Below are 26,003 nucleotides of genomic sequence, written 5' to 3'. Positions count from 1 at the left end.
AAATATGTATTAAAAAATTATTACCAATTTGATGGTTTTACATTTGGCTCACTAATTGAAATATTCCATTTCTTATATTCATACTGTGCCACTACATAATAAGTTTCTTCAGTATTTTCTCGTTTATTATTTACTGTTATAGCTGTCTTATAAACTAATGTATCATATCCCCTATTCTTTACAGTAATCACTACATCATAACCTGCCGTAGTGGTTTGAACTAATTCTACATTAGAAATTATCTTTTCTGCATCTGAAGTAAAATCTTTTAAATCATTAGAAAAAATATATTTTAAACAGTCTGCATCACTTTTTATATTTATACCTATTTTATAATCCTTATCCTTTAATGAAGGTTCAATCTTCTTTAAAACTTCTAATATTGGTTTATAATAAATATAATTAAATTCCTTAGGCTTTCTAATAAATGATAAATTCTGTATTATAACTTCATCTATTCTATTAGAAACGGTATAAACATCCGTATCATTATAGAAATTACCACTCTCACTGCCTACCACATAATAGAATTTTTTAACTTCATCACCTAAATCAAATTCAAATATATAATCTGGCTCTAAGTTTGACTTTTCTGTACTTTTTTGTGCCTTAGAAAGTAAGTTATACATTGTATTTTTTGCTGATCCTTCAGTAACAATAAACTTAAATCCTAAATCTCTCATACTTTGAATACTTATTTGTTCTACATTTTCAGAATCTAAATACTGAAAATAATCTGTCTTCCATCCTAGTTTCTTCTCTATATTTTCTACTACACTACAACCTGAAAATGTAGTTATTATACCTATTAATACTACAGTCAAGCAGCTAAGCTTAATACTTTTTAACATTTCATCTCTCCTTCCAATACTTTTTTTCAAATAATTAGGAGGCGATAAGCCCCCTCCCAATTATTAAAAATTATAATACTTTCTGCTATCATTAGCAATTTAAATATTTACATGACCTTATTATTTATGAACTCACTAATTAATATAAGTACAATCATTCTACTTTATTGCATAGGAACTACAACTGTAGAATTCTTAAAGTCATAGAACATTAGCCAGCAACCTATGTCTGTATCTGAATCCTTAGCAACCCATGTGACAAATCCTGTTCTTCCATCATATGGCTGTTCATCTTTATCTTTCTTTCCAGGAATAGCATAAATTATATATTTTAAATTTCCATTAAAATCGCATTTATATCCTAATTTAAAATAATTATACTTCTTAATATAAGGATAATAGTTAAGCATTGGATAATAAACTAATGTATATTTATTGTAATTGGACATATTACACATTTCATATAAATCATGTACAGGAACCTTATACCATTTACAGTATTTAAGTTCATCATAGCCTTCATCTTCTTCAAAGCCTTCTGCAATGGATTCAAAATACTCACCGATAGTTCCTCTTATCTTACTATTTCTTGGATTAAATTCTTTACTTTCTTCTATGAGCTCTTCATAATCCTCAAACTTTCCTCTAAGATTTTCTTTTGGATGGTCTGTTTGAATATTTTCTTCTATAGTTGCCTGTAATTTAACTTTTTCAGTCTTCTCTTCCCTAGAAGCCTCCACTTCTTCTAGTGATTCTTCCCTCTTTTCTTCAGCAAACTCTTCTTCTCTATCTTTTTCTTCAACGGATTCAACTCTCTTTTCTTCTTCAACCTTTAGTGAACCTTCATTTATTGAGTTTATTTCTTCATTAACTACTTCTTCCCTATCTTCACATTTATCCTTCTTTTCTTTTTTATCATGCTTCTTTTGTTCTTTATAATGTATTTTCTTTTCTAATTCTTTATCACTTTTAGCCTTTATTACTTTATAACTCTTCCAATCCTCACAAGGTTGTTGTCCATTTAAAAATCCACACATAATAAAAATCGGAACACCATCTTTATATTTACCTATGGCTGCTCCAGAAATCTTATCTAAAGAAAGCTCTATTCCAGCAATGTTATCAACATTATATTCTTTAGTATAATCTGCTTTTCCAGCAATGCTTACATCTAACTTACCTAAATCTACTATTTGCTTGTTATCTTTCTTATCACATATAAGCATCATATTGTATTTATCTTCATCTTTTCTGAGGTTTTGAGCATAAAAAGATATTTTACATATATCTCCCTTTGCTTCAATCTTTGCATACCCTGACAGTGATTTATCATTGGCACTAGCATATCCACGTTCATCTTCCTGCAAAATAATGAAGTTTCTATATAGCCTGCTATTACTAGCCATCTCTTAAAACCTCCAAGTTAAAATAATTCCCTATATTATATGCTTACTATAAACAGATATGTTCTCAATACATGAAAATTAAAGCTATGCTAATTAATTAAGTCACTTCGCTAATTTATGGCGACTTAACTAAGTGCATTAGTGAAATGATATGCACTATTTAACTAATAAAAATAATAGGCTATGACAAAGTATCGTCATAGCCTATTATTTTTATTTCATTCTGCTATATATAGCATCTGCTAATGCTGCAAATTCCTCTATAGATAAAGTTTCTCCTCTTCTCTTAGGGTCAACATTTGCTTCACTAAATGCTTCTTCCAACTTTTCTTTAGGAAGTCCTATATTTTTAACACCATTCCATAATGTCTTTCTTCTCATATTAAACGCATTTCTAATAATATCAAAGAATAATTTTTCATTTTGTACTTCTACTCTTGGATTATCTAGCTTTTCTAATCTTATTACGATAGAATCAACCTTTGGTCTTGGTATGAAGCAAGCTGGAGGTACTTTTCTTACTATTTCAGTATTGCAATAATATTGAACTAGTAAAGATAATGCACCATAATCCTTATTACCCGGTTCTGCTGCCATTCTTTCTGCTACTTCCTTTTGAATCATTATAGTTAATGACTTAAAGTTATATTTTTCCTTAAGCAGTTTTACAATAATTGGAGTTGTTACATAGTAAGGAAGGTTAGCAACTAGCTTAACACTTTGCTCATCCCCTATTATTTCATTGAAATCAACTTTTAAAGCATCATTATGTATTAATGTAAAGTTTTGATTATCTCCTAACTCTTGACTTAGTATAGGAATTAAATCATTATCTAACTCTATAGCAACAACTCTTTTAGCTGTATTTAATAATTGTGCTGTTAATGTTCCAACTCCTGGACCTATTTCAATAACTAAATCATCTTTGCATACTTCAGCACCACTAACTATATCTCTTGGAACTGAATCATCAATTAAAAAGTTTTGACCTAAACTTTTTGAAAACTTAAAATTATATTTTTTTACCAGTTCTGCTGTCTTTATGTTCTTTATGTCCATATTATTTTCCCTCTTCAATTTGTTTTTCTACTTTATTTATGGCTTTAATGAATTCTTCTTTAGTAACGCCATAATTATTTAATCTTGAAAGCATTTGGCTAGCATTACCATAACCTAAACCTAGTTCCTTACCTAATTTCATTCTTCTTTCTTTAGAACGAGCATCTCCATTTAATTTAAAGTAAAACATATCTTGCGCATCAAATATAGGCTCTTTATCTTCCTCTGATACCTTTGCTCTTTCTAGAGCTTCCCTAATTACTTCTGGTGATGCATTTTCAACACCTATATCATCACCTTTAATTCCATCTTCTTGTGCTATATAAGCATGTTTTATACCTTTTACACGTTTAGATATTATGCTTCTTATTTTCTCTCCTGCAAAATCAGGATCTGTTAAGACTATAACACCTTTTCTTTTTTGAGCTTCCTTAATTCTTTCAATGACTTTTGCATTAATTCCAAAACCACCTACAGCAATAAGCTCTGCATCTACAGCTTGTTTTACAGCTGTTATATCATCTCTTCCTTCCACTACAATAACTTCTTTAATCAAAGCGTAATTCCCCTTTTCTCCTTATATCTCTTCTATTAATTTATCCCTATATATCAATTATGTCAAACCCTTTTAAAAAAAGTACATGTTCGCCTCAACTAAAAAAAGATGGTTTTTTAACCATCTTTTTCCTACCACTCTCCAGGATAAGCTACAATATAAACTGGTACATTATATTGTCTTCCCCAGCTAATAGCATCACTATTTGAGTTAACATATACATCTATAATGTTACCTTGAATAGCTCCACCAGTATCTGATGCTATAGCTTTTCCATAGCCATCAACATATACTAAAGCTCCTAAAGGTATTACACTTGGATCTACTGAAATTGTACTTAACCCACTTGGATTATATGTTGGCACCGAACCTGTTGCTGTCAAACCTCCACCTGTATATGCTGTAGCTTGACAGTATAAAACATCTTTATATGTTCCTGTTTCTCCACTTCTACTTGCATATACTTTAGCTGTTCCCTGTAATACAATTTCAGTAACTGCTTCCTTTAATACCTTAGAACTTATTTGTTCTCTTGAAACCTCTTTACCATTCTTTTTTGTAACTTTATAAGTGACTTCTACTTGACCTTCTTCACCTGATTGTTTTACCTTTGTAGTATTAACTTCCATAGTATTATCATTTTCTGTTAAAGTATCATATGCAATAGTATCAGTTGATACCTCATTTAATACTTCTACATCTACCAATTGAATTGAAAGGTTATCCTTAATTTTTGTATCAAGGCTTGGATTAACTTCATCCTCATACTTATCAAATTTAATATTTTCCGCTTTAAGTTTCTCACTTTCAGCTTCAAGCATAGCACCAATAGTTGGCTCTGCTGTCATTATTGATATTGTCTTATCCTTTGATACTATTTCCACATTAACTGCTTTTCTTACTTCTATTACTTCATCTTTAACTAATTTCTTTTCTAAAGCTGGTTCAACCTTATCCTTAGAGCCTAACTCAATCCCTACTTGCTTTAGAGCATCTTTAATAGTCCTTTTATATGTGACAAATATTTGTTCATTTCCATCTACGTTTATTGTTACAGTTTTTCTTGCATTAGCTACTACACATATTGACATAACACTTATAACGAAAAGTGGTGTAGCAATTGCTAATATTTTTTTTGCCTTAGGACCATTAGAAAAATTGTTTTTAAGGTATTCCTTACATTTTTCCATCATCTTTTTCAACCTCCTTTGGCAAGAGCGTCTTTTGAATTATATTATAGAACCTAACTTTTTGTCAAATTCAGCATCTTACCGCTTAATAAACTGTTAATGAACCACACTGCGTCATAAAAAATATTAATAATAAAAATAATAGTTTGTACACAGCTTATAAGTAAATACAGTAAACTAAAATTGGGATTTTTTGTAATATACTCTTCTATTTTACTTTATTTAGTATTCCTAATCAAATTACTAAAATTACTATTTACAGCCATATTCACTTCTTTCGGATCAATTCCCTTTATTTGGGAAATTTGTTCTATTATATGTTCAATATAGTCTGATTTATTTCTTTTTCCTCTATAAGGTGTAGGAGCCATATAAGGACAGTCAGTTTCAACCAATAATCTTTCTAATGGTATAGCTTCCACTACTTCACATATCTTTCTAGCATTTTTAAAAGTAACAACACCAGTAATGCCAATATAATAACCAATCTTTACACACTCTCTGGCAAATTCAACACTACCTGAAAAACAATGAACTACTCCTTTAACATTAGGAAAACTCTTCATAATTTCCAAGGTGTCTGCATGTGCATCCCTATCATGAATAACCACTGGAAGATTTAATTCTTCTGCCAACCTCATTTGTTCTCTAAAGACGAATTTTTGAACTTCTCTATCAGGATTTTCATCCCAATAATAATCTAAACCAATTTCTCCAATGGCTAATATTTTTTTATTTGATTTAACTTTTGAAATAATATCTGCTCTAACTTCTTCATTATAATCATCTGCATCGCTAGGATGAATGCCTAATGCTCCATATATAAAATCGTATTCTAATGTTAAATTATTTGTAGTTTCTATACTCTTCTTTGAGCAAGCTATATTCATCAACTGTTCTACACCAGCTTCTTTTATTTGCTTTAATACCTCTGCCCTATCTTCATCATATGCTTCATCATCATAATGAGCATGTGTATCAATAATTCTATATTTATTTTCCATAATTTCCTCCAAAATTTTCATATTTTTTTAGTAAATAATTCTTAATGTTTTCGAAAGCTTTTATTCATATATTATTCGCTTATTTGACACCATATTGACACATAATTACCTTATTATAATACTTGTAAAGTAGTTAAAGCATTATTATTTACCCCTAAAACCATCTTTTTATAGTTGGTCCTAGAGCTATTCGTCCCCCAAATGTAATAGCTCTAGGTTTTTTTATGCTCTTTTTTCTTTTAATATACTTACTTCTTCTATGGCTCTTTTCTTATCAATCCTATTAAATAATATATCTATTTCATCAATTTTAATATTATTTTGTTCAGTGTAACTCCAAATAGGTTCTTCTATTTTAAGCGATTTTCTTATTTTTTCACAGGTATTTGGTATAAAGGGTTCTAATAAATTAGATAAATTCACTATTATCTGTAAGCAATTATATATAATCTCACTACATTTTGTTGGATTAGTATTTATAAGAGACCATACATTTGATGAATCAAAATATTTGCTATACTTTCTACAGAAATTCATCACTAAGGTAAGTGCCTCCTTGAAATATCCCTCTTCAATATTATCTCCCACTTGAAAATACAGATTAAACATTTCTTCTTTTAATTCTTTGCTAATCTTTCCATTAGGTATTCTTCCATTATATTTTTTATTAATAAAAGAAATAACTTTACTTGTAAAGCCTCCTAAATTTGATGCTAAATCATGATTATTAACGTTTATATAATCTCTCCAGGTAAAATCAGTATCTCTTTCTTCAGGTGAATTTAAAGCTAAATAATATCTAAAGCTATCTATATTATAATTCTTAGCTATATAATCAGCCCATATAGCCCAGTTCTTTGCTGATGAGAAAGATTTTCCCTCCAACTTTAAATACTCACTTGATATAATTCTTAAATTTGGATTCTTTATTCCTAATCCTAATAAAATAGCTGGGAAAATTACTGTATGGAATGGTATATTATCTTTACCATGGACAAAATAAATTCTAGAATCATCACCTTGCCAATACTCTCGCCAATCTTCATTTCTTCCTTCAATACATTTCATACTAGCTGTAAGATATCCCATGACAGCTTCAATCCACACGAATATCCTCTTATCTTCATACCCTTCTAAAGGTACATGGACACCCCAATTAAAATCTCTTGTTACTGCCTTATCTCTAAGACCTTCATCTAAATACCTCTTAACTATGTTTTGTGCATTCTTTCTCCAACCATTTTGCCTTATATACATACGCTTAACATAATTTTCAAATTTAGATAAGGTGAAAAATAAATGTTTTGTTTTCCTTGCTACGGGCTTTTCTCCGCAAATTCCACAAATTTTATCTTTTACTTCATGAGATTCAAATTGTGCCCTACATTTACTGCAAGCATATCCATGAGCTTTTTCACCACAGATAGGACATAATCCTTCAATATTCTTATCATCTAAATAACAATTGCACTTTTCACAAAAAGTCTGTTCAACTTCCTTTTCATAAATATAACCTTTATCATATAAATCTAAAATGAACTCTTTAACTTTATCTTCATGATATTGAGTATGTGTTTTTTCAAAAATATCAAAAGAGAATCCTAAGGTCTTAAAACATTTCTTAAATTCATTGTGATATTTTTCCACTGCTTCTAAAGGAGTTATGCCTTCCTCTTCAGCCTTAGCTTTTACAGCAGTACCATGACAATCTGTACCTGAAAGAAAAATAACATCATCTCCCATCATCCTATGATATCTAGCTAAAATATCTCCTGGAAGTAATACTGCTATTCTTCCTAAATGAAGTGGTCCATTGGCATATGGCCATGCATTGCCTATTAATATATTCATAAACTACCCCTCTTATCAATTTTAAAAATAAGGTGCTGAGCATGCTCAACACCTTGTTTTAATTATCTAACTTGGCTTCCTGTTGGTAATTCACCCGGATTTACTAAAGTTAATATGCTATCATCATCTGTTGATGCTGCTAGGATCATTCCTTGAGATAATTCTCCTCTTAATTTAACTGGCTTTAGGTTAGCAACAAGAACTACATACTTACCAACTAATTCTTCTGGCTTGTAATGTACTGCTATTCCTGATACCACTTGTCTTTCTTCACCATTTAAATCAACTTTTAATTTTAATAACTTTTTAGCTCCTTTAATTGGCTCACAAGCAAGAACTTTTACAACTCTTAAATCTATCTTTGAAAAATCATCTATTGTGATTTCTTCCTTTATAGGTTGCATTTTATATTCTTCCTTTGGCTTATTAGCTTCTATTGCAGCTAATCTTAAAGCTTCTAATTCCTCTAATTTCTTTTCAACATCTATTCTAGGGAATAATGCTTCTCCTTTTGAAACTTTAGTTCCTGGAGTAGTTCCATCAAATCCACTTAAGGATTCAAATGACTTTGTAGTTATATTTAATTGTGCATCTATCTTTTCACTTGTTGAAGGTAAAAATGCTGATAATAATACAGAAGAGAATCTTAAACTTTCTACTAAGTTATATAAAACTGTTCCAAGTCTTTCTTTCTTTTCTTCATCCTTAGCTAAAATCCAAGGAGTTGTCTCATCTATATATTTATTGGCTCTTCCTATAAGCTCAAATATATGCTCTAATGCTTCTGGAATTCTTAATTCATCTATTGAAGCTGAAACTTTTTTAGGAGTTTCTAATGCTAATGTGATAAGTTCATCATCAATTGATTCTTTAGCAAGTGGTGCTGGAATTTCTCCATCAAAGTATTTTTCAACCATTGCAACTGTTCTTGAAAGAAGATTTCCTAGGTCATTACATAAATCTGAGTTTATCTTCTTGATGAATATTTCATTATTAAATAATCCATCTGCTCCAAATGGGATTTCTCTTAATAAATAATATCTTACAGCATCAACTCCAAAGTTTTCCACTAAAGTAACTGGATCTACTACATTGCCTTTTGACTTTGACATCTTTCCACCATCTACAAGTAACCATCCGTGACCAAATACTTGTTTTGGTAATTCAAGACCTAATGCCATTAACATTATTGGCCAATAAATAGTATGGAATCTTAATATGTCTTTACCTATTAAATGAACATCTGCTGGCCAGAATTTTTTGAATAACTCATCATTATCACTCCCATACCCTAAAGCAGAAATATAGTTTGATAATGCATCTATCCAAACATAAACTACATGTCCTTCATCAAATGTTACAGGAACTCCCCAGTTAAAGCTTGTTCTTGATACACATAGATCTTGTAAACCTGGTTTTAAAAAGTTATTAACCATTTCATTTTTTCTTGATTCTGGTTGTATAAATTCTGGATGAGATTCAATGTATTCCATTAATCTATCAGCATATTTGCTCATTCTAAAGAAGTATGCTTCTTCCTTTGATGCTTCTACTGGTCTGCCACAATCAGGACAGTTTCCATCTACTAATTGAGTTTCAGTCCAAAATGATTCACATGGAGTACAGTATAATCCTTCATATGAAGATTTATATATATCTCCTTGATCATATAATTGCTTAAATATCTTTTGAACTGTTTCTTTATGATAATCATCAGTGGTTCTGATAAATTTATCATAGCTTATGTTCATCATAGTCCATAAATCTTTGATTCCAGCAACAATTTCATCAACGTGCTCTTTTGGTGTTATTCCCTTTTCTTCAGCGATTCTTTGAATCTTTTGTCCATGTTCATCTGTTCCTGTTAAGAACATTACATCATATCCTGTTAATCTCTTATATCTTGCTATGGCATCAGCTGCTACAGTTGTATATGTATTACCAATGTGTAGCTTAGTTGATGGATAATAAATTGGTGTAGTTATATAGTAAGGTTTTTTACACATATCTATTCCTCCTAAAAAATAATTATATAAAAAAAGTCTCTATATAGGCTGTTTTACCCATATAGAGACGTTATATACGTGTTACCACTCTATTTTAAACTTATTTCACAATAAATTTCTCATTAAGTGAATATCTTCACTTTGCAATATAACGGTTGCACCCGTACCATCTTACTTAAACTTTCAGATGATCTGCTCCAAGTCCATCTTCATATAATTTTAATGCACTGGTTTCCACCATCTCCAGCTCTCTTTAGCAATTAATTATACTACTCTTCTCTTCTATACATTTATCAATTTTATGATATTATAAAATAAAAAAACTGTCAAATTTTATATACTTATACCTCTATATTTTTGTTTTTTATTTGTTATAATAATAACATGAAAGGATGTATACAATGAATTATTTTAAATTACCTAAAGTAGGCCTTAGAACTTTCAAATCAGGACTTGCTGTTTTTCTATGTCTACTTTTAATTCCTAATGAACCATTTTTCTCTTGCCTTACAGCAGTTATTTGTTTAGGTGATACTGTTACAAATTCTGTTCGCACAGGCATAAATCGTGGCGTTGGAACTATAATTGGGGCATTTTCTGGATTATTATTCTTATTAATATTTAGATTTTTAGAAAATCATATTTCAAATACATATATCTCTAAATTGATAATCTATATGTTAATTGGTCTTGGTATAATTATTATGATATCACTATGTAATAAAATTAAAAGACCTGGTGCAATTAATATCACATGCATAGCATTCCTTGGAGTAACTACTGCTCATGCTTACTCTGATCCAATATATTATGCATTAAATAGATCTTTTGAAACAATTCTTGGAATAATAATCTCTATATTGGTAAATACACTTATTAATCCACCACCACATAAATAATTAAACAGTGCATATCACTTCGCTTGTTTACTAGTTAAATTTTTATATACAAGTATATAAAAATCAAAATATTTAATTTAAAAAGATTTCCAACAGAATTGCCCCTAATAATTCTGTTAGAAATCTTTTTTATTTGCTCCTATATTTAATGCCCTATTTTTTATTATGCTTGCTTACTCTTCTTCTACTTTCTTACCAAATATCATTACTCCTATAAACAATGCTACACAAGACATTGGTAATACTATATATATTGGAAGTCCAAATCCTGCTGGAATATATCCAAATAGTATAGTTATTGCAGCTACAAATAATGCATACCACATTTGTGTCTTAACATGATCTATATGACTACATCCAGCTCCCATTGACGAAAGTATTGTTGTATCTGATATTGGAGAACAGTGATCCCCAAATATCGCTCCTGTTAATACAGCACTTGTACTTACAATTACAAATGACATTTCTGGATTAATTTTATATGCTAATGGAATTGCCAATGGCATAAGTATGCTCATTGTTCCATATGCTGAACCTGTTGAGAAAGATATTATTGCTCCAAGAATAAATATTAAACTTGGTAATAAAAATGCAGGTATAGCACCATTCAATGCTTCTACTAAATATTCAGCAGCTCCTAATTCTTTTATTACAGATCCTAATGACCAGGCTAATATAAGAATTACTGCTGTTATTATAAGGCCCTTCATTCCATCAATCCATACTTCTATAGCTTCACTTATAGTAAATATCTTCTTCCATACTGCCATAACTATTGCAACTACAGTAGAAAATATTGCAGATTGTAATAATGCAATTGATGCATCTGATGCTGCAAAAACTTCTAATATTGCTTTAAATGATAATGGTGAATTTGTTACTATCGCTTTAATAGCTATATCATCACCAGCCATTATTGATGAATATCCACTATAGTAAAAAGCAACTATAGCTGAAATAATTAATGCACCTATTGGTACAATTGCATTCCAAATGCTTAGTTTTACACCTTCTTTTGGTTCTAATTCATCCATGTGAGAAGAAGTTACTGCAATTTCTTCATTAGTTAAATCTTTTAACTTTCTTGCTGATATTTCAGCTTTTCTCATTGGACCAAATTCCCTTAAAGTTATTATTGTAATCACAATAAATGCAAGTATTAATATGTTATAGAATCTATAAGGTATTGTTTGAAGGAATACTCCAAATCCACTAGCTTCAACACCTATTGATTCAAATCCTTCTGAAATTAAGCTTACTTCTAAACCAATCCAAGTTGATATTATGGCAAGACCAGCTATTGGTGCTGCTGTTGCATCAATTATAAATGCTAATCTTTCTCTTGATATTTTCATTTTATCTGCCACTGGTCTCATTATTGGACCAACAATTAATGAATTTGCATAATCATCAAAGAATACGCATATTCCTAAAAACCAAGTTATAAGTTGAGCACTTTTTGCAGTTTTTGCTTTCTTTGCTAAAGCTTCAGCAATAGCCTTTGCCCCCCCCATTTTAGCAACTAAATTAATAACTCCTCCAATTACAAGAACTTGCATTACAATTCCTGCATTCCATGGATCAGATAATGAATTTAATGCTCTATTAATAAAATCTAAAAATGCTTGTGTTAAAGCTCCAAATACATTAAATCCTGTTAGATTCAAAATAAATCCACCTGATAAAACTCCAATAAATAATGAAATAACAACATTTTTAGTTATAAATGCTAATAATATTGCAACTATTGGTGGTACTAATGTAAATATTCCAAATTCCTCAGCATTACTTACTGTCAGTTCAAATTCTGATGCAAAAACAAATGTTGTTGATAACATAAATATCATCATAGTTAAACCAAAAATTTTCTTAAAATTTTTTTTCATATTTTTACCCCCTAAAATATTTTGGTTGGTATAAAGTTTTTTTACACTACTTTTCTTTTAAATTCTAACGTTATTTTTTAATTATTATTAAAAATTATCCATAGACTATTTTTTCATGCAAAACTTTACACTATCATATTTTAATGAATACACTTAAGAGTAACTATCTTAAACAAAAAAGCCTTGAGTTAACACTCAAGGCTTATAATAATCATAAAATTCCTCAAATGATAGCTCACCACAAATGTAATTTGTGACAGTGATACATATATTTTATGCATCCCCAGCTATACAACCTTAAAGCATCAGTTGTATACTTCGGCAACAATTCCTTTCTTACTAAATCATAGTGCTTACCTCATTAATAATACTAATAATTATTGCGCCTCTACCCTTACGTTATTCATTTTTCAACTTATATTATACAATTATTTTTTTATTATGCAATAGAATTTTTTAACTTTAATTAATTTATTCTATTTCTTGACATAAAATCTTCTATTTCTTCCACTGTCTTAATCATATCCTTTGTTAGGTTAATAGACCCATCTTCTGTAACAAGAATGTCATCTTCTATTCTTATACCAATTGATTCTTCTGGTATATAAAGACCTGGTTCCACTGTATAAACCATACCAGGTTCAAAAGTAAAGTTTCTATCTATTATTACATCATGAGTATCTAAACCTAAACTATGACCTATACTATGGAAATAATACTTTCTAAAATCTTTTTTATCTTCTAATAAACCTAAACTTACACAAGCCTCTCCTAATAAATCATTTGCCTTAGCATTTAGTTCTGCTGTTGTTATACCTGGTTTAATTGTCTTTATTATTTCTTCGTTAACTTTTAATACCGCATTATAAACTTCCTTTTGTCTTGCTGTGAACTTACCATTTACTGGAAAAGTTCTAGAAATATCAGCATTATAATATTTATATTGTGCACCTAAATCAAAAAGAATTAAGTCTCCATCTTTCATTTCTGCATTATTATCAACATAATGAAGAACTGTAGCATTTTTTCCTGTAGCAGCAATAGTGTTAAAAGCTAAATCCTTAACACCTTTACTTTTACAGTTAAAATCAAAATATGCTTCAAGTTCATATTCCTTCATTCCATCTTGTGCATTTTTCATTAATGTTTCAACGCCAGCTATAGTGATTTTTATGGCTTCTTTAATATTTTCTATTTCCTCATTACTTTTAATAAGTCTTAAGGCTGCTATAGATGCATATATGTTTCTTACGGAAATTTGAGGATATTTACTTACTATTTCCTTAGCAAATATTTGTGAAATACTATTCATTGAATTAAAAGTATCTCTTTCTAAATCTAAATATAAATTGAATTCTTCTTTCATTGAAATTAATCTATGAAAATAATCTTCAAAAGTGCTCTTAAACATAACTTCATCAACGCCAGCAATGTCTAAAGCTTCATTTTCTCTTAAGCTTTTTCCTATCCATTTTTCTAGTTCTAAATCTATATCTTTAATGAATAAAATATTCTTTTCTTTACCATTTATCTTACTCATTAATAAAATATGATCTGGTTCTTGAACACCAGTTAAATAATAAAAATTTCTATTTGGTGTGAATGGATAAGCTTCATCAGCAGTTTTCTTTGGTGCATTACCTGCAAATAAAACTATCACTGAGTTATCCTTAACTTTTTCTAATAGCTTGTGTCTTTTTGCCTTATAGAATTGTCCTTTCATATATTTATCCTCCTCTTTTGAAATTATTTATTTTCATTATAACTAAATAAAAACATAAAGGCTATAATATTTCTACACAATTGGGAAATTTAACATATTAATAACTTTACCATTAAAATTGCCATAATTATCGCTATCATATCTGCCATAACAGCTGCCCATACAGTATGACGCACTTTTTTTATTTTTATAGCACCAAAATACACTGTTACAGTATAAAAAATTGTTTCTGTTGTCCCCATAATTACAGATGCTACAAGACCAATAAAGCTATCAGCGCCATAATTATTCAATATATCTGTAAAAATTCCCATAGCTCCACTGCCAGATAAAGGTTTTATTAGTACTAATGGAACAACTTCTTTTGGCAAACCTATAATACTTGCTACAGGCGATATAAAATTATTAACAAAATCCAATAATTTAGCGCTTCTAAATATATTCACTGCCACTATCATTGCTAATAAATATGGAAATATATTGGCACAAACCTTTAACCCTTCCTTAGCACCTTCAACAAACCATTGGTATACTTTCCTACCTTTTATCATTCCATAAGTTATTATTATAAGTACTATTATTGGTATAATACTTTTGGTTATATAATTAAACATTTTACCTCCAAATTAAAAGTACTTTTGCAAAACCTTGCAGCAAATCACTCCACATATAGATGCCATTGCCGTTGAAATTATTGCAGGAATTATAATCACACCTGGATTGCTAGAATTCGCAGTAGCTCTAATGGAAATAACAGTAGATGGTACAAGTTGTATACAAGCTGCATTTAATACTAAAAATAAACACATATCATTAGATGCCTTTTCCTTATCTTTATTTAAGCGTTGCATTTCTTCCATAGCCTTTATTCCAAAAGGCGTTGCTGCATTTCCAAGACCCATCATATTTGCTGTTATATTCATTACTATAGCCCCTAACGCCTTTTCATCTTTAGCTGCATCCTTAAATATCAATTTTAATATAGGCTTCATAACTTTAGCTAACTTTTCAGTAAATCCACTTTTTTCTGCTATCTTCATTACTCCACACCAAAAACACATTAATCCTGTAAGACCCACCACAAATGTTACTGTACTTTCTATGGATGAAATAATATCATTAGACATAGTTTCACCATTTCCAGATAAAACACTCACCAATAAACCTAAAAAAATCATAATAAACCATATGTAGTTAATCATCTAAAAATCCCCCCTTAGATAATTAAAATATATGCCTTGCATAGCTTTTTTATTAGTGATACCATAAAGATATCAATATATATTTTATTCTATATTTTACCTAAAAAGGAGATACACCAATGAAAGAAGGAAATTTAAAATTAGCACAAGAAGATATTGAAGCAGCATTAAAAGCTGTGGAAGATATAGAGAATTTCATTAATGATGAATCATTAGAAAAAGATGTTTTAAAACAAAAATTTGTTGCTTTATCTGAAAAAGTACAACAATTAGAAAATTTATTAAAGATAGAAGGTATTCTTTAATTAAATAATACATAATAAAAAAGGGACTTTTTATAGCCCCTTTTTTATTAATATCCGTTACTAAATGTAAATTTTTAAAATGGTTTTGACACTCTTTCCTCAATTTTACCCAATAAATTCTCAACAATCATAATACCTATACATAGCTGAATGCATACTCACTTACAACTCACTTTAGTAAACGTTATCAACCACTTTGATTTCATTCTATCATATTACTGGGAATTTTACAATATAATATTTATATTTTATAATAATATACAAATTATAATCACTTTCTTTGTAAAAAAATTAAATAAAAAGGAACCTATCAAGGCTCCTTTTTATTTACAGCTTTCTCTTTCCACCAATTCATGACTTAAAATAAATTCTGCTTCTTCTAATGGCTTATTATTTAATATTTTTATAAGTATTCTCATAGCAACAGAACCCATATCATAACTTGGCTGTTTAACTGTAGTTAATTTTGGATAGAAGTAAGATGCAACAACATTATCATTAAATCCTATTACACTTACATCTTCTGGAGTGTTAACTCCTTTTTCTCTTAATCCATTTATAGCACCCATGGCAATTTCATCAGATGCACATATTATTCCATCAAAATTCTTACCTGAAGCTAAGAATTTTTCTGATGCTCTGTATCCACTCTTAACTTTTAAGCCTTCAAAATAAACTAAATCTTCGTCTATAGTAATTCCAGCTTCATTTAATGCTTTTTTATATCCGATATATCTATCTCCCCAAGCGTTTGCAGAACTTTTATCAACACCAATGAAAGCAATATTTTTTATTCCTTTATCAAGAAGGTGTTTTGTTGCTTCATAAGTTGCTTCAATATTATCTATATATACACTTGGAAGTCTTCCTTCATTATCTTTTGTTTCAACTAAAACTGTCTTTAAATCCAACTCATTTATTATATTCAATGTTTCTTCTTCTAATGATGAACTCATATAAATAACTCCATCAACCATTTTTTCTTTTAATACTCTTAAGTAATCTTTTTCTTTATCTGAATCAAAATCAGAGTTGCATAAAATTACATTATAATCATATATATTCGCAACATCTTCTGCACCTCTAACAATTTCAGGATAGAATCCACTTGATATATCTGGCACTAGTATTCCTATAGTCTTAGTTTTTTGCGTCTTAAGACTTCTTGCAACTATATTAGGTCTATATCCTAATTTTTTTATTGCATCTAATACCTTTTTCTTTGTGTCTTCATTAACAACATCTATATCATTTAAAACTCTTGATACCGTAGCTATTGAAACTCCCGCTTCCCTTGCAACATCTTTTATAGATGTAGCCATAACAACATCACTCCATTTTCATAATTTTTAATTAATTTATTATACCATTAAATTGTAACATTTTCATTCCCTATATTTATATTCTTTCAAAAAAGGTAGGAATTATAACTAATCCCTACCTTACTTATTATTATTTATTATTTTATAACTTCCACAGCCATATTTAGCTTTTCACCATTTATTGTTGTTTCAGTATACTCTCTATTTGCTGCAAATATTATTTCTTCTGTTAAAGTATCTCTCTTAATAGTTTCAGCAAACTTCTTAATAACGTCCATTAACATTTCATTATCAGAAACGTATAGCTTAATCTTATCTGCTACTTGGAATCCGCTTTCTTTTCTCATGTTTTGAATCTTAGAAATCATTTCTCTAACATGACCTTCTTCTCTTAATTCATCTGAAATATGAGTATCAAGAACAACACCTATAGAACCTTCACCAGCAAAAGCATATCCTTCTAATCCTTGCATTGTTACAAGTAAATTTTCTTTATTTAATTCAATTTCAGTTTCATCTACATTGATAGTAACAACTCCACCATTTTGGATAGTTTGAGCTAATTCCATTTGGTTTCTAGCACCAATTTCTTTTCTTATTTGAGGTATCATCTTACCATACGCTCTACCTAATACAGGAAGGTTAGGTTTAATTTCAAAGTTAACGTGAGTTGAAAGGTCAGCACCAAATTCAACAGCCTTAATATTTAACTCATCAATTATGATATCTCCATAATATACAGGAAGTGAGTCTGTTGAAACAAGCATCTTAGATAATGGCTGTCTATTCTTAATGTTAGCACCATTTCTTGCACTTCTTCCAAGCTTAACTATCTTATAAGCTAAGTCCATTTCAGCTTCTAAGTTTTTATCTATTGCCTTTTCATTAACTTCTGGCCATAAACATAAGTGAACACTTTCTTCTGCTTTAGGATCTAAATTAACTACTAAATTTTGATAAATTTCTTCTGTAATGAATGGAACAAATGGAGCTGAAACTTTAACTAAAGTAGTTAATACTCTATATAATGTTACATAAGCACCAATTTTATCATCTGTTAATGTTTCAGACCAATATCTTGCTCTGTTTCTTCTTACATACCAGTTAGATAATTCATCTGTGAAATCTTCTATTGCTAAGGCAGCATTAGTTATATCATATGAGTTTAATTTATCATCAACGTCTTTAACTAATGTGTTTAATTTAGACATAATCCACTTATCCATTACGTTATCTGATACGAAATCAGCATATTCTGTTGGGTTGAATTTATCTAAATCAGCATATAATACATAGAATGAGTAAACATTCCATAATGTGCTTAAAAACTTTCTACCTGCTTCAGATACATCATCAGTAGAGAATCTTGTTGGAAGCCATGGAGCACTTGCAGTATAGAAATGCCATCTTGTAGCATCTGCACCTTCACTAGCTAATACTTCAAACGGATCAACAACATTACCTTTAGACTTAGACATCTTTAAGCCTTTCTTATCAAGAACATGGCCTAAAACTATACAGTTTTCAAATGGATTTCTATCAAATACAGCCGTTGAAATTGCAAGTAATGTATAGAACCATCCTCTTGTTTGGTCAACAGCTTCTGAAATAAATTGAGCTGGGTAATTTTGTTCAAATAACTCTTTATTTTCAAATGGATAATGTAATTGAGCAAATGGCATTGATCCTGAATCAAACCAGCAGTCAATAACTTCTTTAACTCTTTCCATTTCCTTACCACATTCTGGACAGTTTAAGTGAACTTCATCTATATATGGTTTGTGTAATTCTATATCTTTTGGAACATTTATACCTTTATTCTTTAACTCTTCAATACTTCCAATACATTCTTTATGTCCGCATTCACATTGCCAAATTGGTAATGGAGTTCCCCAATATCTATCTCTTGAAATACCCCAATCAATAACATTTTCTAAGAATTTACCAAATCTACCTGTTCTTATATTATCTGGATACCAGTTTATTTTATTATTGTTTTCTATAAGCTTATCTCTTAATGTTGTCATTGCAACAAACCAGCTTTCCTTAGGATAGTAAAGAAGTGGTGTATCACATCTCCAACAATGTGGATATGAGTGTAAGTGTTTTTCAGCTTTGAATAACTTGTTGTTTTCTTCAAGCCATTTACAAATGCTTTCATCACATTTCTTGACAAACTTACCAGCCCATGGAGTTACTTCTTCAACAAACTTACCTGCTTTATCAACTAAGTTTATGAAAGTAATTCCATTAGCTTTAGCAACTAAGCTATCATCTTCACCATAAGCAGGTGCAATATGAACTACACCAGTACCATCTGATAATGTTACATAATCACCATGAATTACTTCAAAAGCTTTTCCTTCTACTTTTCCAAATGGCATTAATTGTTCATACTTAGTTCCAAGTAATTCAGCTCCTTGGAACTCTCTTACTGTTTCAAAATCTTCTCCTAAAACCTTTGGAGCTAAATCTTTAGCTAATATTAATATCTCATCGTTAACTTTTGCTTCAATGTAAGTATAAGCTTTGTTTATACATAAAGCTAAGTTTGATGGTAATGTCCAAGGAGTTGTTGTCCATGCTAAGATATATTTATTCTCTTCATCTGCAACTTTAAATTTAGCAATTGCAGTTAAGTCTTTAACATCTTTATATCCTTGAGCAACTTCATGTGAAGATAATGCAGTTCCACATCTTGGACAATATGGCATTACTTTATGTCCTTCATATAAAAGACCTTTATCCCACATTTGCTTTAATGCCCACCATACTGATTCAATATATGGATTATGATAAGTTACATATGGATTTTCCATATCAACCCAGTAACCTATTTGTTCAGTCATCTTTTCCCACATGCTAACATATGTAAAAACACTTTCCTTACATTCCTTAACGAATTTTTCTACTCCGTATTCCTCGATTTGTTCTTTTCCTGAAATACCAAGTTTCTTTTCTATTTCAAGTTCAACTGGAAGACCATGAGTATCCCAACCAGCTTTTCTTATAACTTTATATCCCTTCATAACTTTGTATCTTGGAATAATATCTTTCATAACTCTTGTTAAGATATGACCTATATGTGGTTTTCCATTTGCTGTTGGAGGTCCATCATAGAATGTGAAATATTCACCATCTTGATTCATATCAAAGTTCTTCTTTATTACATTTCTTGCAGTCCAAAGGTTTGCAATTTCTTTTTCCATTCCCACAAAACCTTGTGGCAATTCAACTTTCTTGTACATAAATTTCTCCTCTCCATATTTTTATATAAAACCAATTTAATTGGTTAAATTACCAAATTTACTACTATTCTTCTTTGTATTAGTATTAACAAAAATTATCAGTTTAATAATTAGTTAAGATTTAATCTAAAATTTTCTTAAATAATTTCATTTTCTTACTATCCTAACTTCTTAGCTGGACTGTTGCATTAGCTACACAGCCGCTTAACTTATTTTTCCTAAAAATAAAAAAAGCCTCATCCATAAAAGGACGAAGTTTCACTTTCGCTATACCACCTATTATTTAAAGACTCTAAAATATTATAAAAATTAAGTCTCTATCTTCAGATACTATCATATCCTAATCTTTAACGCAGATATACGGGATAAACTTAATTACAATTCCTTGCTTTCAGTCTCCAACTCCTAGGTGATTTTCCTTATACTATCTTGTGATTTTACACCAACCAATCACTCTCTTAAAAGATACCATATAAATACTTTTCCTACTCATAGTTATTACACTAATTATATTATACTATTTTATTCATTGTCAATTAAGTATGTTAACATTATTTTATCTCTTTTATATAAATAATAGTTATTACTTAATATTGACTATATTATATAAAAATGCTTTAATTTTAATAAAGATTATATAAAAATGCTTTAATTTTAATAAAGATAGATTTAAAATTTAGGAGAGTTATAAATGGAAAATGATGAATTAAGACAACAAGTTTTAGATAAAATGACAAAAACATGCCCTTGTAGAGTTATTACAAGAGCTAAAATAAAGGAATCTATTAGAAATGGTGCTCACACTGTAGAAGCTGTTGCTAAAGAAACTGGTGCAACTACTGGTAGCTGCAAAGGCTGTAGATGTAGATCTAAGATTCAAGAGTTAATTACAGAGCACTTAGATTCAATGTAATAATTTTTTGAAGAAAGTCCCTAAGGACTTTCTTCATAAATTTTCAATTGTCCATTATCAATTATCTACTGTAGTTTTCTAACGAATGATTTTAGTTTTGCAATGAATATTTTTTCTTCTATTGGCTTAATTATTATATCATCAGCACCACTATCTATCACATCAGCTAGAAGATTTGGATTATTTAAAGATGTTACAGCAAAAATTAATGATTCATCACTTTTTTCTCTTAGTTCTGCAATAATATTTTTTCCGAACTCATCTTGTAATACTAAATCTACAAGGTATATATCATAAATCTTTTTACTTTCTGCTAATTCTGTTCCTGATTCAAAGTATCTCACTGATTTTATTTTATATCTATCAAATATATCTTTTAAATGTAACCTTGAAAAATGACTATCTTCTATTACTGCAATTTCTTTTTCTTTTAATATCTGTAAATATTTATCCATCTTAAATATATTATCTATATATTTTATTAATGCTTCATTAACCTCTTCTTTATCTATATATTGAATAACACCTAAATTCATAAACTGTTGCATATTAGAATTTAATTTATTTCCTGATAAAATGCAAACTGGAATATCCTGATATGAATAAGTTACATTCTTAATAAACTCTTCACAAGTCATACCATTTCCTTCAAAAGAACTAATAATTAAATCTACATCAAACTCTTCCAATAATATTAAAGCTTCATTATAACTATCTGTAGATAAATATTCGTATTCACTGTCATTAAATTTCTTTCGTATAACTTCAACAAAAAAGGCACTTGGCTCAATATGTAAAATAGTCTTCATCTTAATTCTTGCTAGAATATAATATTCTAACCGCCTCCTCTTTCTATAATAATTATTTTACACTTATTTATTCGTACATCTTAATTACTTACTAAATATTTTTTAAAATTTATTTACACCTTGTCATTAATTTATTAATAAAAAAAGATGGAAGTGCATTAATTACACATTCCAATCTTTTATAAGCTTAAGCTTTTCCTCTCTGCTTAACCTCTTTATTGCATATTCTCTTTTCATTGCTAACTTTTTATCATTAAACTTCTCAAAATATACCAGCTTTACTGGAAGCCTTCCTCTAGTGTATTTTGCTCCCTTTCCACTGGAATGAACATTAATCCTTCTCTCTAAATCATTTGTCCATCCTGTATATAATGTATTATCACTACAACTTAAAATATATACATAATTCATTTACTATCATTCCTAAATTAATTAATATATACATTATAACTTATAAAATAAAAACCAATCAATAATTCCCCCACAAATTAATATTGTTAGTGTAATAAATAACATAACCATTTCATATGAAAAGATTTTATATTTTTTCTTCCATTCATTAATATATTTCATTGGCTTTTCTTTCTTCTTTTTCATCAAAAGCATTGCTACTAATATCATTCCAAATGCTCCAATACAAATAAGCACTGTCTTTATTCCACATACAATATTAACTATATTTCCTTTATACATAAATACACACATTATTGATATTGCTATGGATATAATTGCAGATATTGTTATTCCAATAGCTATACATCTAACTATATCCTTAAATAGTTCACTTATCTTTTTCATTTGTATCACCTATCTTATATTTTAGTCATATAAATGACATGCTACATAGTGGTCTTTTTCAACTTCTTTAAATAAAGGAGATTCTTTCTTACAAATATCCATACATTTACTACATCTTCCTTGGAACTTACATCCTGGAGGAGTGTTTATTGGACTTGGTACATCTCCTTCAAGCATTATTCTTTGTCTGCTTTCCTCCACATCTGGATCTGCTATTGGAATAGCTGACATAAGGGCTTCAGTATATGGATGTTTAGGATTTGAATACAATGCTTCCGATTCAGCAAGTTCAACCATACTTCCTAAGTACATAACAGCAACTCTATCTGATATATGCTTTACCATAGCTAAATCATGAGCTATAAAAAGATAAGTAAGTCCTAGTTCTTTTTGAAACTTAATAAGCATATTTGCTATTTGCGCTTGAATAGAAACATCAAGGGCAGATATAGGCTCATCACAAAGGATGAATTTTGGTTCTACAGCAAGTGCTCTAGCGATACCTATTCTTTGTCTTTGCCCACCTGAAAATTCATGAACAAATCTATTGGCATGTTCTTTATTTAATCCAACTTGTTCTAATAGTTTATATACTCTTTCACTTCTCTCTCCCTTGCTTTTTGCAAGTCCATGAATATCAATACCTTCTGCTATAATATCTGCAACTGTCATTCTTGGATTTAAAGAAGCATATGGATCTTGGAAAATTATTTGAACTTCTTTTGTAAAGTCCTTCCTATCTTTTCCTTTTAATCCATGAACACTTTTTCCTTTATAAAAAACTTCCCCGTCTGTCTTATCATACATTCCAATTACAGTTCTTCCGCAAGTAGTTTTACCACACCCTGACTCTCCAACAAGCCCTAAAGTTTCTCCTTCTCTAACAAAGAAAGAAACATCATCAACTGCTTTTAAAGTAGCACCTCCATCAACTTTAAAATGTTTTTTTAAGTTTTTAACTTGTAGTATTACATTTCCTTCTTTACCCATTAATCTCTACCTCCAATAGCTAATTCCAAAACAGCGCTTGGAACTTCTTCATTGTATAACCAACATTTCGCAACGTGTCCATCTTCAAAATTATATTCTGCCGGTTCTTCTTCTAGGCATATATTCATACAATGCTTACATCTCTTAGCAAATCCACATCCTTTAGGAGGTGCTATTAAATCTGGAGGTGTTCCTGGTATAGTCTCAAGAATTTGTTTCCCTTTCCATTCTAACTTAGGCACTGCATTTAATAATGCCCATGTATATGGATGCTTAGGATTATAGAATATCTCTTTTTTAGTTCCTCTTTCTATAATTTGTCCTGCATACATAACTGCTATCTTATCAGCCATTCCTGCAACAACACCAAAGTCGTGTGTTATCAATATTACTGATGTATTTAATCTTTCTTTTAAGTCATTTATAAGCTCTAATATCTGCGCTTGTATTGTAACATCTAGAGCTGTTGTTGGCTCATCAGCTATTAATATTTTAGGCTCACAAGCAACTGCTATAGCAATCATAGCTCTTTGCCTCATACCACCTGAAAATTCATGTGGATATTGATTAATTCTTTTTTCAGCATTAGGAATTCCTACAAGTTTTAATATTTTTATTGCTTCTTCTTTTGCAGCCTTTTTATTCATATGTCTATGAATAATTAAGTTCTCCATTATTTGCTTACCAATTTTCATTGTTGGATTTAGAGAAGTAAGTGCATCTTGGAATATCATTGCACAATCTCCACCTCTAAACTCTCTAATCTTTTTCTTATCATAATTTAAAATATTTTCACCATTAAAAAGTATTTTACTACATTTTTTAATTTCACCTTGTGGTGCTTCAACAAGTCTCATTATGGCTCTTGAAGTAACACTTTTACCACAACCTGATTCTCCAACAATAGCTAAAACTTCACCTTTATCTACAGAAAAATAAACTCCTCTAACTGATTGTACTTCTCCTGCATAAGTATGATAAGATACCTTTAAATCTTCAACCTCTAACATTGGAGTGTTCTTCTTTTCATTATTTGTATTGTTCATAGTTTCTTCCTCCTATTGTCTAAGTTTTGGATCTAAAGCATCTCTAAGCCCATCCCCCAATATATTAAATGATAATATTAAAAGTACTAATACTATAGTTGGGAATAATAATTGATATGGATAAAAAGACATACTTGCTTGTCCAGATGATAATAATGAACCTAAACTAAATCTTGGTGTTGTTAATCCTAATCCTAAGAATGCAAGCGATGTTTCCGCAACAATTACTGCTGGTATTGTTTGTGCAACATCAAGAATAATAAGACCAATTGTGTTAGGTAATAAATGTTTAATTATTATTCTCATTGTAGATGCTCCTAAAGCTTCTGCTGCTAATACATATTCACTTTCTCTTAATTGAAGTACCTTACCTCTTACCATTCTGGCAGTTCCTGTCCATCCAGTTATACATAAGGCAATCATCAGTGGTAAATATCCATTTCCTAAAACAACTATTATTATTAATGTAACAATTAAATAAGGAATACTGTTTAAAACTTCTACTACCCTCATCATAATTTCATCAACATAGCCACCAGTATAAGCCATTATTCCTCCATATAAACATCCAATTACCACATCAATTAATGTAGCAAATAATGCTATAAGAAGTGACTTTCTAGTACCTATACATACTCTTGTGAATAAATCTCTACCTAAGTTATCAGTTCCAAACCAAAACTCTGAACTTGGTCCTTTGTTTTTTGCTGATGTAACAATTGTTAAATAATCTAAATTTTTAATATGAGGTCCTATGATAGCAATAATTGTCACTAGCACTAATACTACTAAAGCTACCATTGCTACTGGATTCTTTTTTAATCTTCTCCAAGCATCCTTCCAATAGCTTATATTAGGTCTCACAACTTCTTCACTATTTAATTTAGACAAATCTACTAATTCAAATCTCTTATCTTTTACCTTTTCCATTAGTTTGTC

23 protein-coding genes, 1 riboswitch and 2 other annotated features are annotated in these 26,003 nt (G+C 29.7%); of the genes, 3 read left to right on the top strand and 20 right to left on the bottom strand.

Features of this window, described 5'->3' with window-relative positions; all coding sequences use genetic code 11:
- Nucleotides 1-20: 20 nt before the first annotated feature.
- The 8 genes from Q5O29_RS01645 to metG (Q5O29_RS01610) form a co-directional block, all read right to left on the bottom strand.
- Nucleotides 21-851, bottom strand: coding sequence for a hypothetical protein (locus Q5O29_RS01645; RefSeq protein WP_022211288.1), 831 nt, complete (start codon nt 849-851; stop codon nt 21-23).
- A 164-nt stretch (nt 852-1,015) separates the two neighbouring features.
- On the bottom strand, nt 1,016-2,257 hold the full coding sequence (locus Q5O29_RS01640) for a hypothetical protein (RefSeq protein WP_022211287.1): 1,242 nt from the start codon (nt 2,255-2,257) through the stop codon (nt 1,016-1,018).
- Nucleotides 2,258-2,470: 213 nt separating this feature from the next.
- Entirely contained in the window at nt 2,471-3,316 is an 846-nt protein-coding gene (gene rsmA, locus Q5O29_RS01635) for a 16S rRNA (adenine(1518)-N(6)/adenine(1519)-N(6))-dimethyltransferase RsmA (protein ID WP_022211286.1), read from the bottom strand.
- 1 nt (nt 3,317) lies between these two features.
- Nucleotides 3,318-3,872 (bottom strand): ribonuclease M5, encoded by a 555-nt coding sequence (rnmV, locus tag Q5O29_RS01630; RefSeq protein WP_022211285.1) that lies wholly within the window; start codon nt 3,870-3,872, stop codon nt 3,318-3,320.
- A 131-nt stretch (nt 3,873-4,003) separates the two neighbouring features.
- The gene (locus tag Q5O29_RS01625) at nt 4,004-5,065 is read right to left on the bottom strand and encodes a G5 and 3D domain-containing protein (RefSeq protein WP_022211284.1); all 1,062 of its coding nucleotides are present in this window, start codon (nt 5,063-5,065) and stop codon (nt 4,004-4,006) included.
- A gap of 215 nt (nt 5,066-5,280) precedes the next feature.
- Nucleotides 5,281-6,066 carry a TatD family hydrolase gene (locus Q5O29_RS01620; RefSeq protein WP_022211283.1) on the bottom strand — a complete coding sequence of 262 codons (786 nt, stop codon included), beginning with the start codon at nt 6,064-6,066 and terminating at the stop codon, nt 5,281-5,283.
- Between the two features lie 222 nt (nt 6,067-6,288).
- Nucleotides 6,289-7,917 carry a methionine--tRNA ligase gene (gene metG, locus Q5O29_RS01615; RefSeq protein WP_022211282.1) on the bottom strand — a complete coding sequence of 543 codons (1,629 nt, stop codon included), beginning with the start codon at nt 7,915-7,917 and terminating at the stop codon, nt 6,289-6,291.
- A gap of 62 nt (nt 7,918-7,979) precedes the next feature.
- Complete coding sequence (gene metG / locus Q5O29_RS01610) at nt 7,980-9,923, bottom strand: methionine--tRNA ligase (RefSeq protein ID WP_022211281.1); 1,944 nt, start codon at nt 9,921-9,923, stop codon at nt 7,980-7,982.
- A gap of 60 nt (nt 9,924-9,983) precedes the next feature.
- Nucleotides 9,984-10,217: a binding site (T-box leader), on the bottom strand.
- Nucleotides 10,218-10,324: 107 nt separating this feature from the next.
- On the opposite strand from metG (Q5O29_RS01610), the gene Q5O29_RS01605 reads away from it, so the two are divergent.
- The gene (locus Q5O29_RS01605; protein WP_022211280.1) at nt 10,325-10,822 is read left to right on the top strand and encodes an aromatic acid exporter family protein; all 498 of its coding nucleotides are present in this window, start codon (nt 10,325-10,327) and stop codon (nt 10,820-10,822) included.
- A gap of 173 nt (nt 10,823-10,995) precedes the next feature.
- Here Q5O29_RS01605 and Q5O29_RS01600 read toward each other — a convergent pair whose 3' ends face one another.
- From Q5O29_RS01600 to Q5O29_RS01585, 4 genes are all read right to left on the bottom strand, one after another.
- Entirely contained in the window at nt 10,996-12,708 is a 1,713-nt protein-coding gene (locus tag Q5O29_RS01600) for a Na+/H+ antiporter NhaC family protein (protein WP_022211279.1), read from the bottom strand.
- A gap of 223 nt (nt 12,709-12,931) precedes the next feature.
- Nucleotides 12,932-13,107, bottom strand: a riboswitch (Lysine riboswitch).
- Nucleotides 13,108-13,174: 67 nt separating this feature from the next.
- Nucleotides 13,175-14,431 carry an aminopeptidase P family protein gene (locus Q5O29_RS01595; RefSeq protein ID WP_022211278.1) on the bottom strand — a complete coding sequence of 419 codons (1,257 nt, stop codon included), beginning with the start codon at nt 14,429-14,431 and terminating at the stop codon, nt 13,175-13,177.
- Nucleotides 14,432-14,520: 89 nt separating this feature from the next.
- A complete protein-coding gene (locus Q5O29_RS01590) occupies nt 14,521-15,045 on the bottom strand; it encodes a spore maturation protein (protein ID WP_022211277.1) in 525 nt (174 codons plus the stop codon).
- A gap of 12 nt (nt 15,046-15,057) precedes the next feature.
- A complete protein-coding gene (locus Q5O29_RS01585; protein ID WP_022211276.1) occupies nt 15,058-15,633 on the bottom strand; it encodes a nucleoside recognition domain-containing protein in 576 nt (191 codons plus the stop codon).
- A gap of 119 nt (nt 15,634-15,752) precedes the next feature.
- Between Q5O29_RS01585 and Q5O29_RS01580 the strand changes: the two genes are divergently transcribed.
- Entirely contained in the window at nt 15,753-15,938 is a 186-nt protein-coding gene (locus Q5O29_RS01580; protein WP_022211275.1) for a hypothetical protein, read from the top strand.
- 323 nt (nt 15,939-16,261) lie between these two features.
- On the opposite strand, the gene Q5O29_RS01575 is transcribed toward Q5O29_RS01580, so the two are convergent.
- The gene (locus Q5O29_RS01575) at nt 16,262-17,260 is read right to left on the bottom strand and encodes a LacI family DNA-binding transcriptional regulator (protein WP_022211274.1); all 999 of its coding nucleotides are present in this window, start codon (nt 17,258-17,260) and stop codon (nt 16,262-16,264) included.
- A gap of 137 nt (nt 17,261-17,397) precedes the next feature.
- The gene (ileS, locus tag Q5O29_RS01570) at nt 17,398-20,508 is read right to left on the bottom strand and encodes an isoleucine--tRNA ligase (protein WP_022211273.1); all 3,111 of its coding nucleotides are present in this window, start codon (nt 20,506-20,508) and stop codon (nt 17,398-17,400) included.
- Between the two features lie 243 nt (nt 20,509-20,751).
- Nucleotides 20,752-21,010 (bottom strand) — a binding site (T-box leader).
- Nucleotides 21,011-21,199: 189 nt separating this feature from the next.
- Between ileS and Q5O29_RS01565 the strand changes: the two genes are divergently transcribed.
- Nucleotides 21,200-21,421: a (2Fe-2S)-binding protein gene (locus Q5O29_RS01565; protein WP_022211272.1), complete on the top strand. Its 222-nt coding sequence runs from the start codon at nt 21,200-21,202 to the stop codon at nt 21,419-21,421.
- A 65-nt stretch (nt 21,422-21,486) separates the two neighbouring features.
- Here Q5O29_RS01565 and Q5O29_RS01560 read toward each other — a convergent pair whose 3' ends face one another.
- The 6 genes from Q5O29_RS01560 to Q5O29_RS01535 form a co-directional block, all read right to left on the bottom strand.
- The gene (locus Q5O29_RS01560; RefSeq protein ID WP_022211271.1) at nt 21,487-22,230 is read right to left on the bottom strand and encodes a response regulator; all 744 of its coding nucleotides are present in this window, start codon (nt 22,228-22,230) and stop codon (nt 21,487-21,489) included.
- A 162-nt stretch (nt 22,231-22,392) separates the two neighbouring features.
- Nucleotides 22,393-22,641: a GIY-YIG nuclease family protein gene (locus Q5O29_RS01555; RefSeq protein ID WP_022211270.1), complete on the bottom strand. Its 249-nt coding sequence runs from the start codon at nt 22,639-22,641 to the stop codon at nt 22,393-22,395.
- 33 nt (nt 22,642-22,674) lie between these two features.
- Nucleotides 22,675-23,028, bottom strand: coding sequence for a hypothetical protein (locus tag Q5O29_RS01550; protein WP_022211269.1), 354 nt, complete (start codon nt 23,026-23,028; stop codon nt 22,675-22,677).
- A 21-nt stretch (nt 23,029-23,049) separates the two neighbouring features.
- Nucleotides 23,050-24,018 (bottom strand): ABC transporter ATP-binding protein, encoded by a 969-nt coding sequence (locus Q5O29_RS01545; protein ID WP_022211268.1) that lies wholly within the window; start codon nt 24,016-24,018, stop codon nt 23,050-23,052.
- Nucleotides 24,018-25,064, bottom strand: a complete 1,047-nt coding sequence (locus Q5O29_RS01540; RefSeq protein WP_022211267.1) for an ABC transporter ATP-binding protein — start codon at nt 25,062-25,064, stop codon at nt 24,018-24,020. The genes Q5O29_RS01545 and Q5O29_RS01540 overlap by 1 nt, the downstream gene beginning before the upstream one ends.
- 12 nt (nt 25,065-25,076) lie before the next feature.
- Complete coding sequence (locus Q5O29_RS01535) at nt 25,077-25,994, bottom strand: ABC transporter permease (RefSeq protein ID WP_022211266.1); 918 nt, start codon at nt 25,992-25,994, stop codon at nt 25,077-25,079.
- Nucleotides 25,995-26,003 lie beyond the last annotated feature (9 nt).

Origin of the sequence: Clostridium sp. CAG:265 (genome assembly GCF_000436575.1) — a bacterium.
Taxonomy (GTDB): Bacteria; Bacillota; Clostridia; order Clostridiales; family Clostridiaceae; genus Clostridium; species Clostridium lentum.
Note: the sequence above shows the minus strand (reverse complement) of the source record. Positions and strands in the feature narration are given on the sequence as shown.

Coding starts and splice junctions, on each gene's coding strand:
- Q5O29_RS01560 (WP_022211271.1), bottom strand. CDS start 22,230: ATGAAGACTATTTTACATATTGAGCCAAGTGCCTTTTTTGTTGAAGTT.
- Q5O29_RS01545 (WP_022211268.1), bottom strand. CDS start 24,018: ATGGGTAAAGAAGGAAATGTAATACTACAAGTTAAAAACTTAAAAAAA.
- Q5O29_RS01620 (WP_022211283.1), bottom strand. CDS start 6,066: ATGGAAAATAAATATAGAATTATTGATACACATGCTCATTATGATGAT.
- Q5O29_RS01600 (WP_022211279.1), bottom strand. CDS start 12,708: ATGAAAAAAAATTTTAAGAAAATTTTTGGTTTAACTATGATGATATTT.
- Q5O29_RS01645 (WP_022211288.1), bottom strand. CDS start 851: ATGTTAAAAAGTATTAAGCTTAGCTGCTTGACTGTAGTATTAATAGGT.
- metG (WP_022211282.1), bottom strand. CDS start 7,917: ATGAATATATTAATAGGCAATGCATGGCCATATGCCAATGGACCACTT.
- Q5O29_RS01540 (WP_022211267.1), bottom strand. CDS start 25,064: ATGAACAATACAAATAATGAAAAGAAGAACACTCCAATGTTAGAGGTT.
- Q5O29_RS01625 (WP_022211284.1), bottom strand. CDS start 5,065: ATGATGGAAAAATGTAAGGAATACCTTAAAAACAATTTTTCTAATGGT.
- Q5O29_RS01555 (WP_022211270.1), bottom strand. CDS start 22,641: ATGAATTATGTATATATTTTAAGTTGTAGTGATAATACATTATATACA.
- Q5O29_RS01550 (WP_022211269.1), bottom strand. CDS start 23,028: ATGAAAAAGATAAGTGAACTATTTAAGGATATAGTTAGATGTATAGCT.
- Q5O29_RS01640 (WP_022211287.1), bottom strand. CDS start 2,257: ATGGCTAGTAATAGCAGGCTATATAGAAACTTCATTATTTTGCAGGAA.
- Q5O29_RS01605 (WP_022211280.1), top strand. CDS start 10,325: ATGAATTATTTTAAATTACCTAAAGTAGGCCTTAGAACTTTCAAATCA.
- rsmA (WP_022211286.1), bottom strand. CDS start 3,316: ATGGACATAAAGAACATAAAGACAGCAGAACTGGTAAAAAAATATAAT.
- Q5O29_RS01585 (WP_022211276.1), bottom strand. CDS start 15,633: ATGATTAACTACATATGGTTTATTATGATTTTTTTAGGTTTATTGGTG.
- Q5O29_RS01535 (WP_022211266.1), bottom strand. CDS start 25,994: ATGGAAAAGGTAAAAGATAAGAGATTTGAATTAGTAGATTTGTCTAAA.
- Q5O29_RS01595 (WP_022211278.1), bottom strand. CDS start 14,431: ATGAAAGGACAATTCTATAAGGCAAAAAGACACAAGCTATTAGAAAAA.
- Q5O29_RS01565 (WP_022211272.1), top strand. CDS start 21,200: ATGGAAAATGATGAATTAAGACAACAAGTTTTAGATAAAATGACAAAA.
- Q5O29_RS01590 (WP_022211277.1), bottom strand. CDS start 15,045: ATGTTTAATTATATAACCAAAAGTATTATACCAATAATAGTACTTATA.
- ileS (WP_022211273.1), bottom strand. CDS start 20,508: ATGTACAAGAAAGTTGAATTGCCACAAGGTTTTGTGGGAATGGAAAAA.
- metG (WP_022211281.1), bottom strand. CDS start 9,923: ATGTGTAAAAAACCTTACTATATAACTACACCAATTTATTATCCATCA.
- Q5O29_RS01580 (WP_022211275.1), top strand. CDS start 15,753: ATGAAAGAAGGAAATTTAAAATTAGCACAAGAAGATATTGAAGCAGCA.
- Q5O29_RS01575 (WP_022211274.1), bottom strand. CDS start 17,260: ATGGCTACATCTATAAAAGATGTTGCAAGGGAAGCGGGAGTTTCAATA.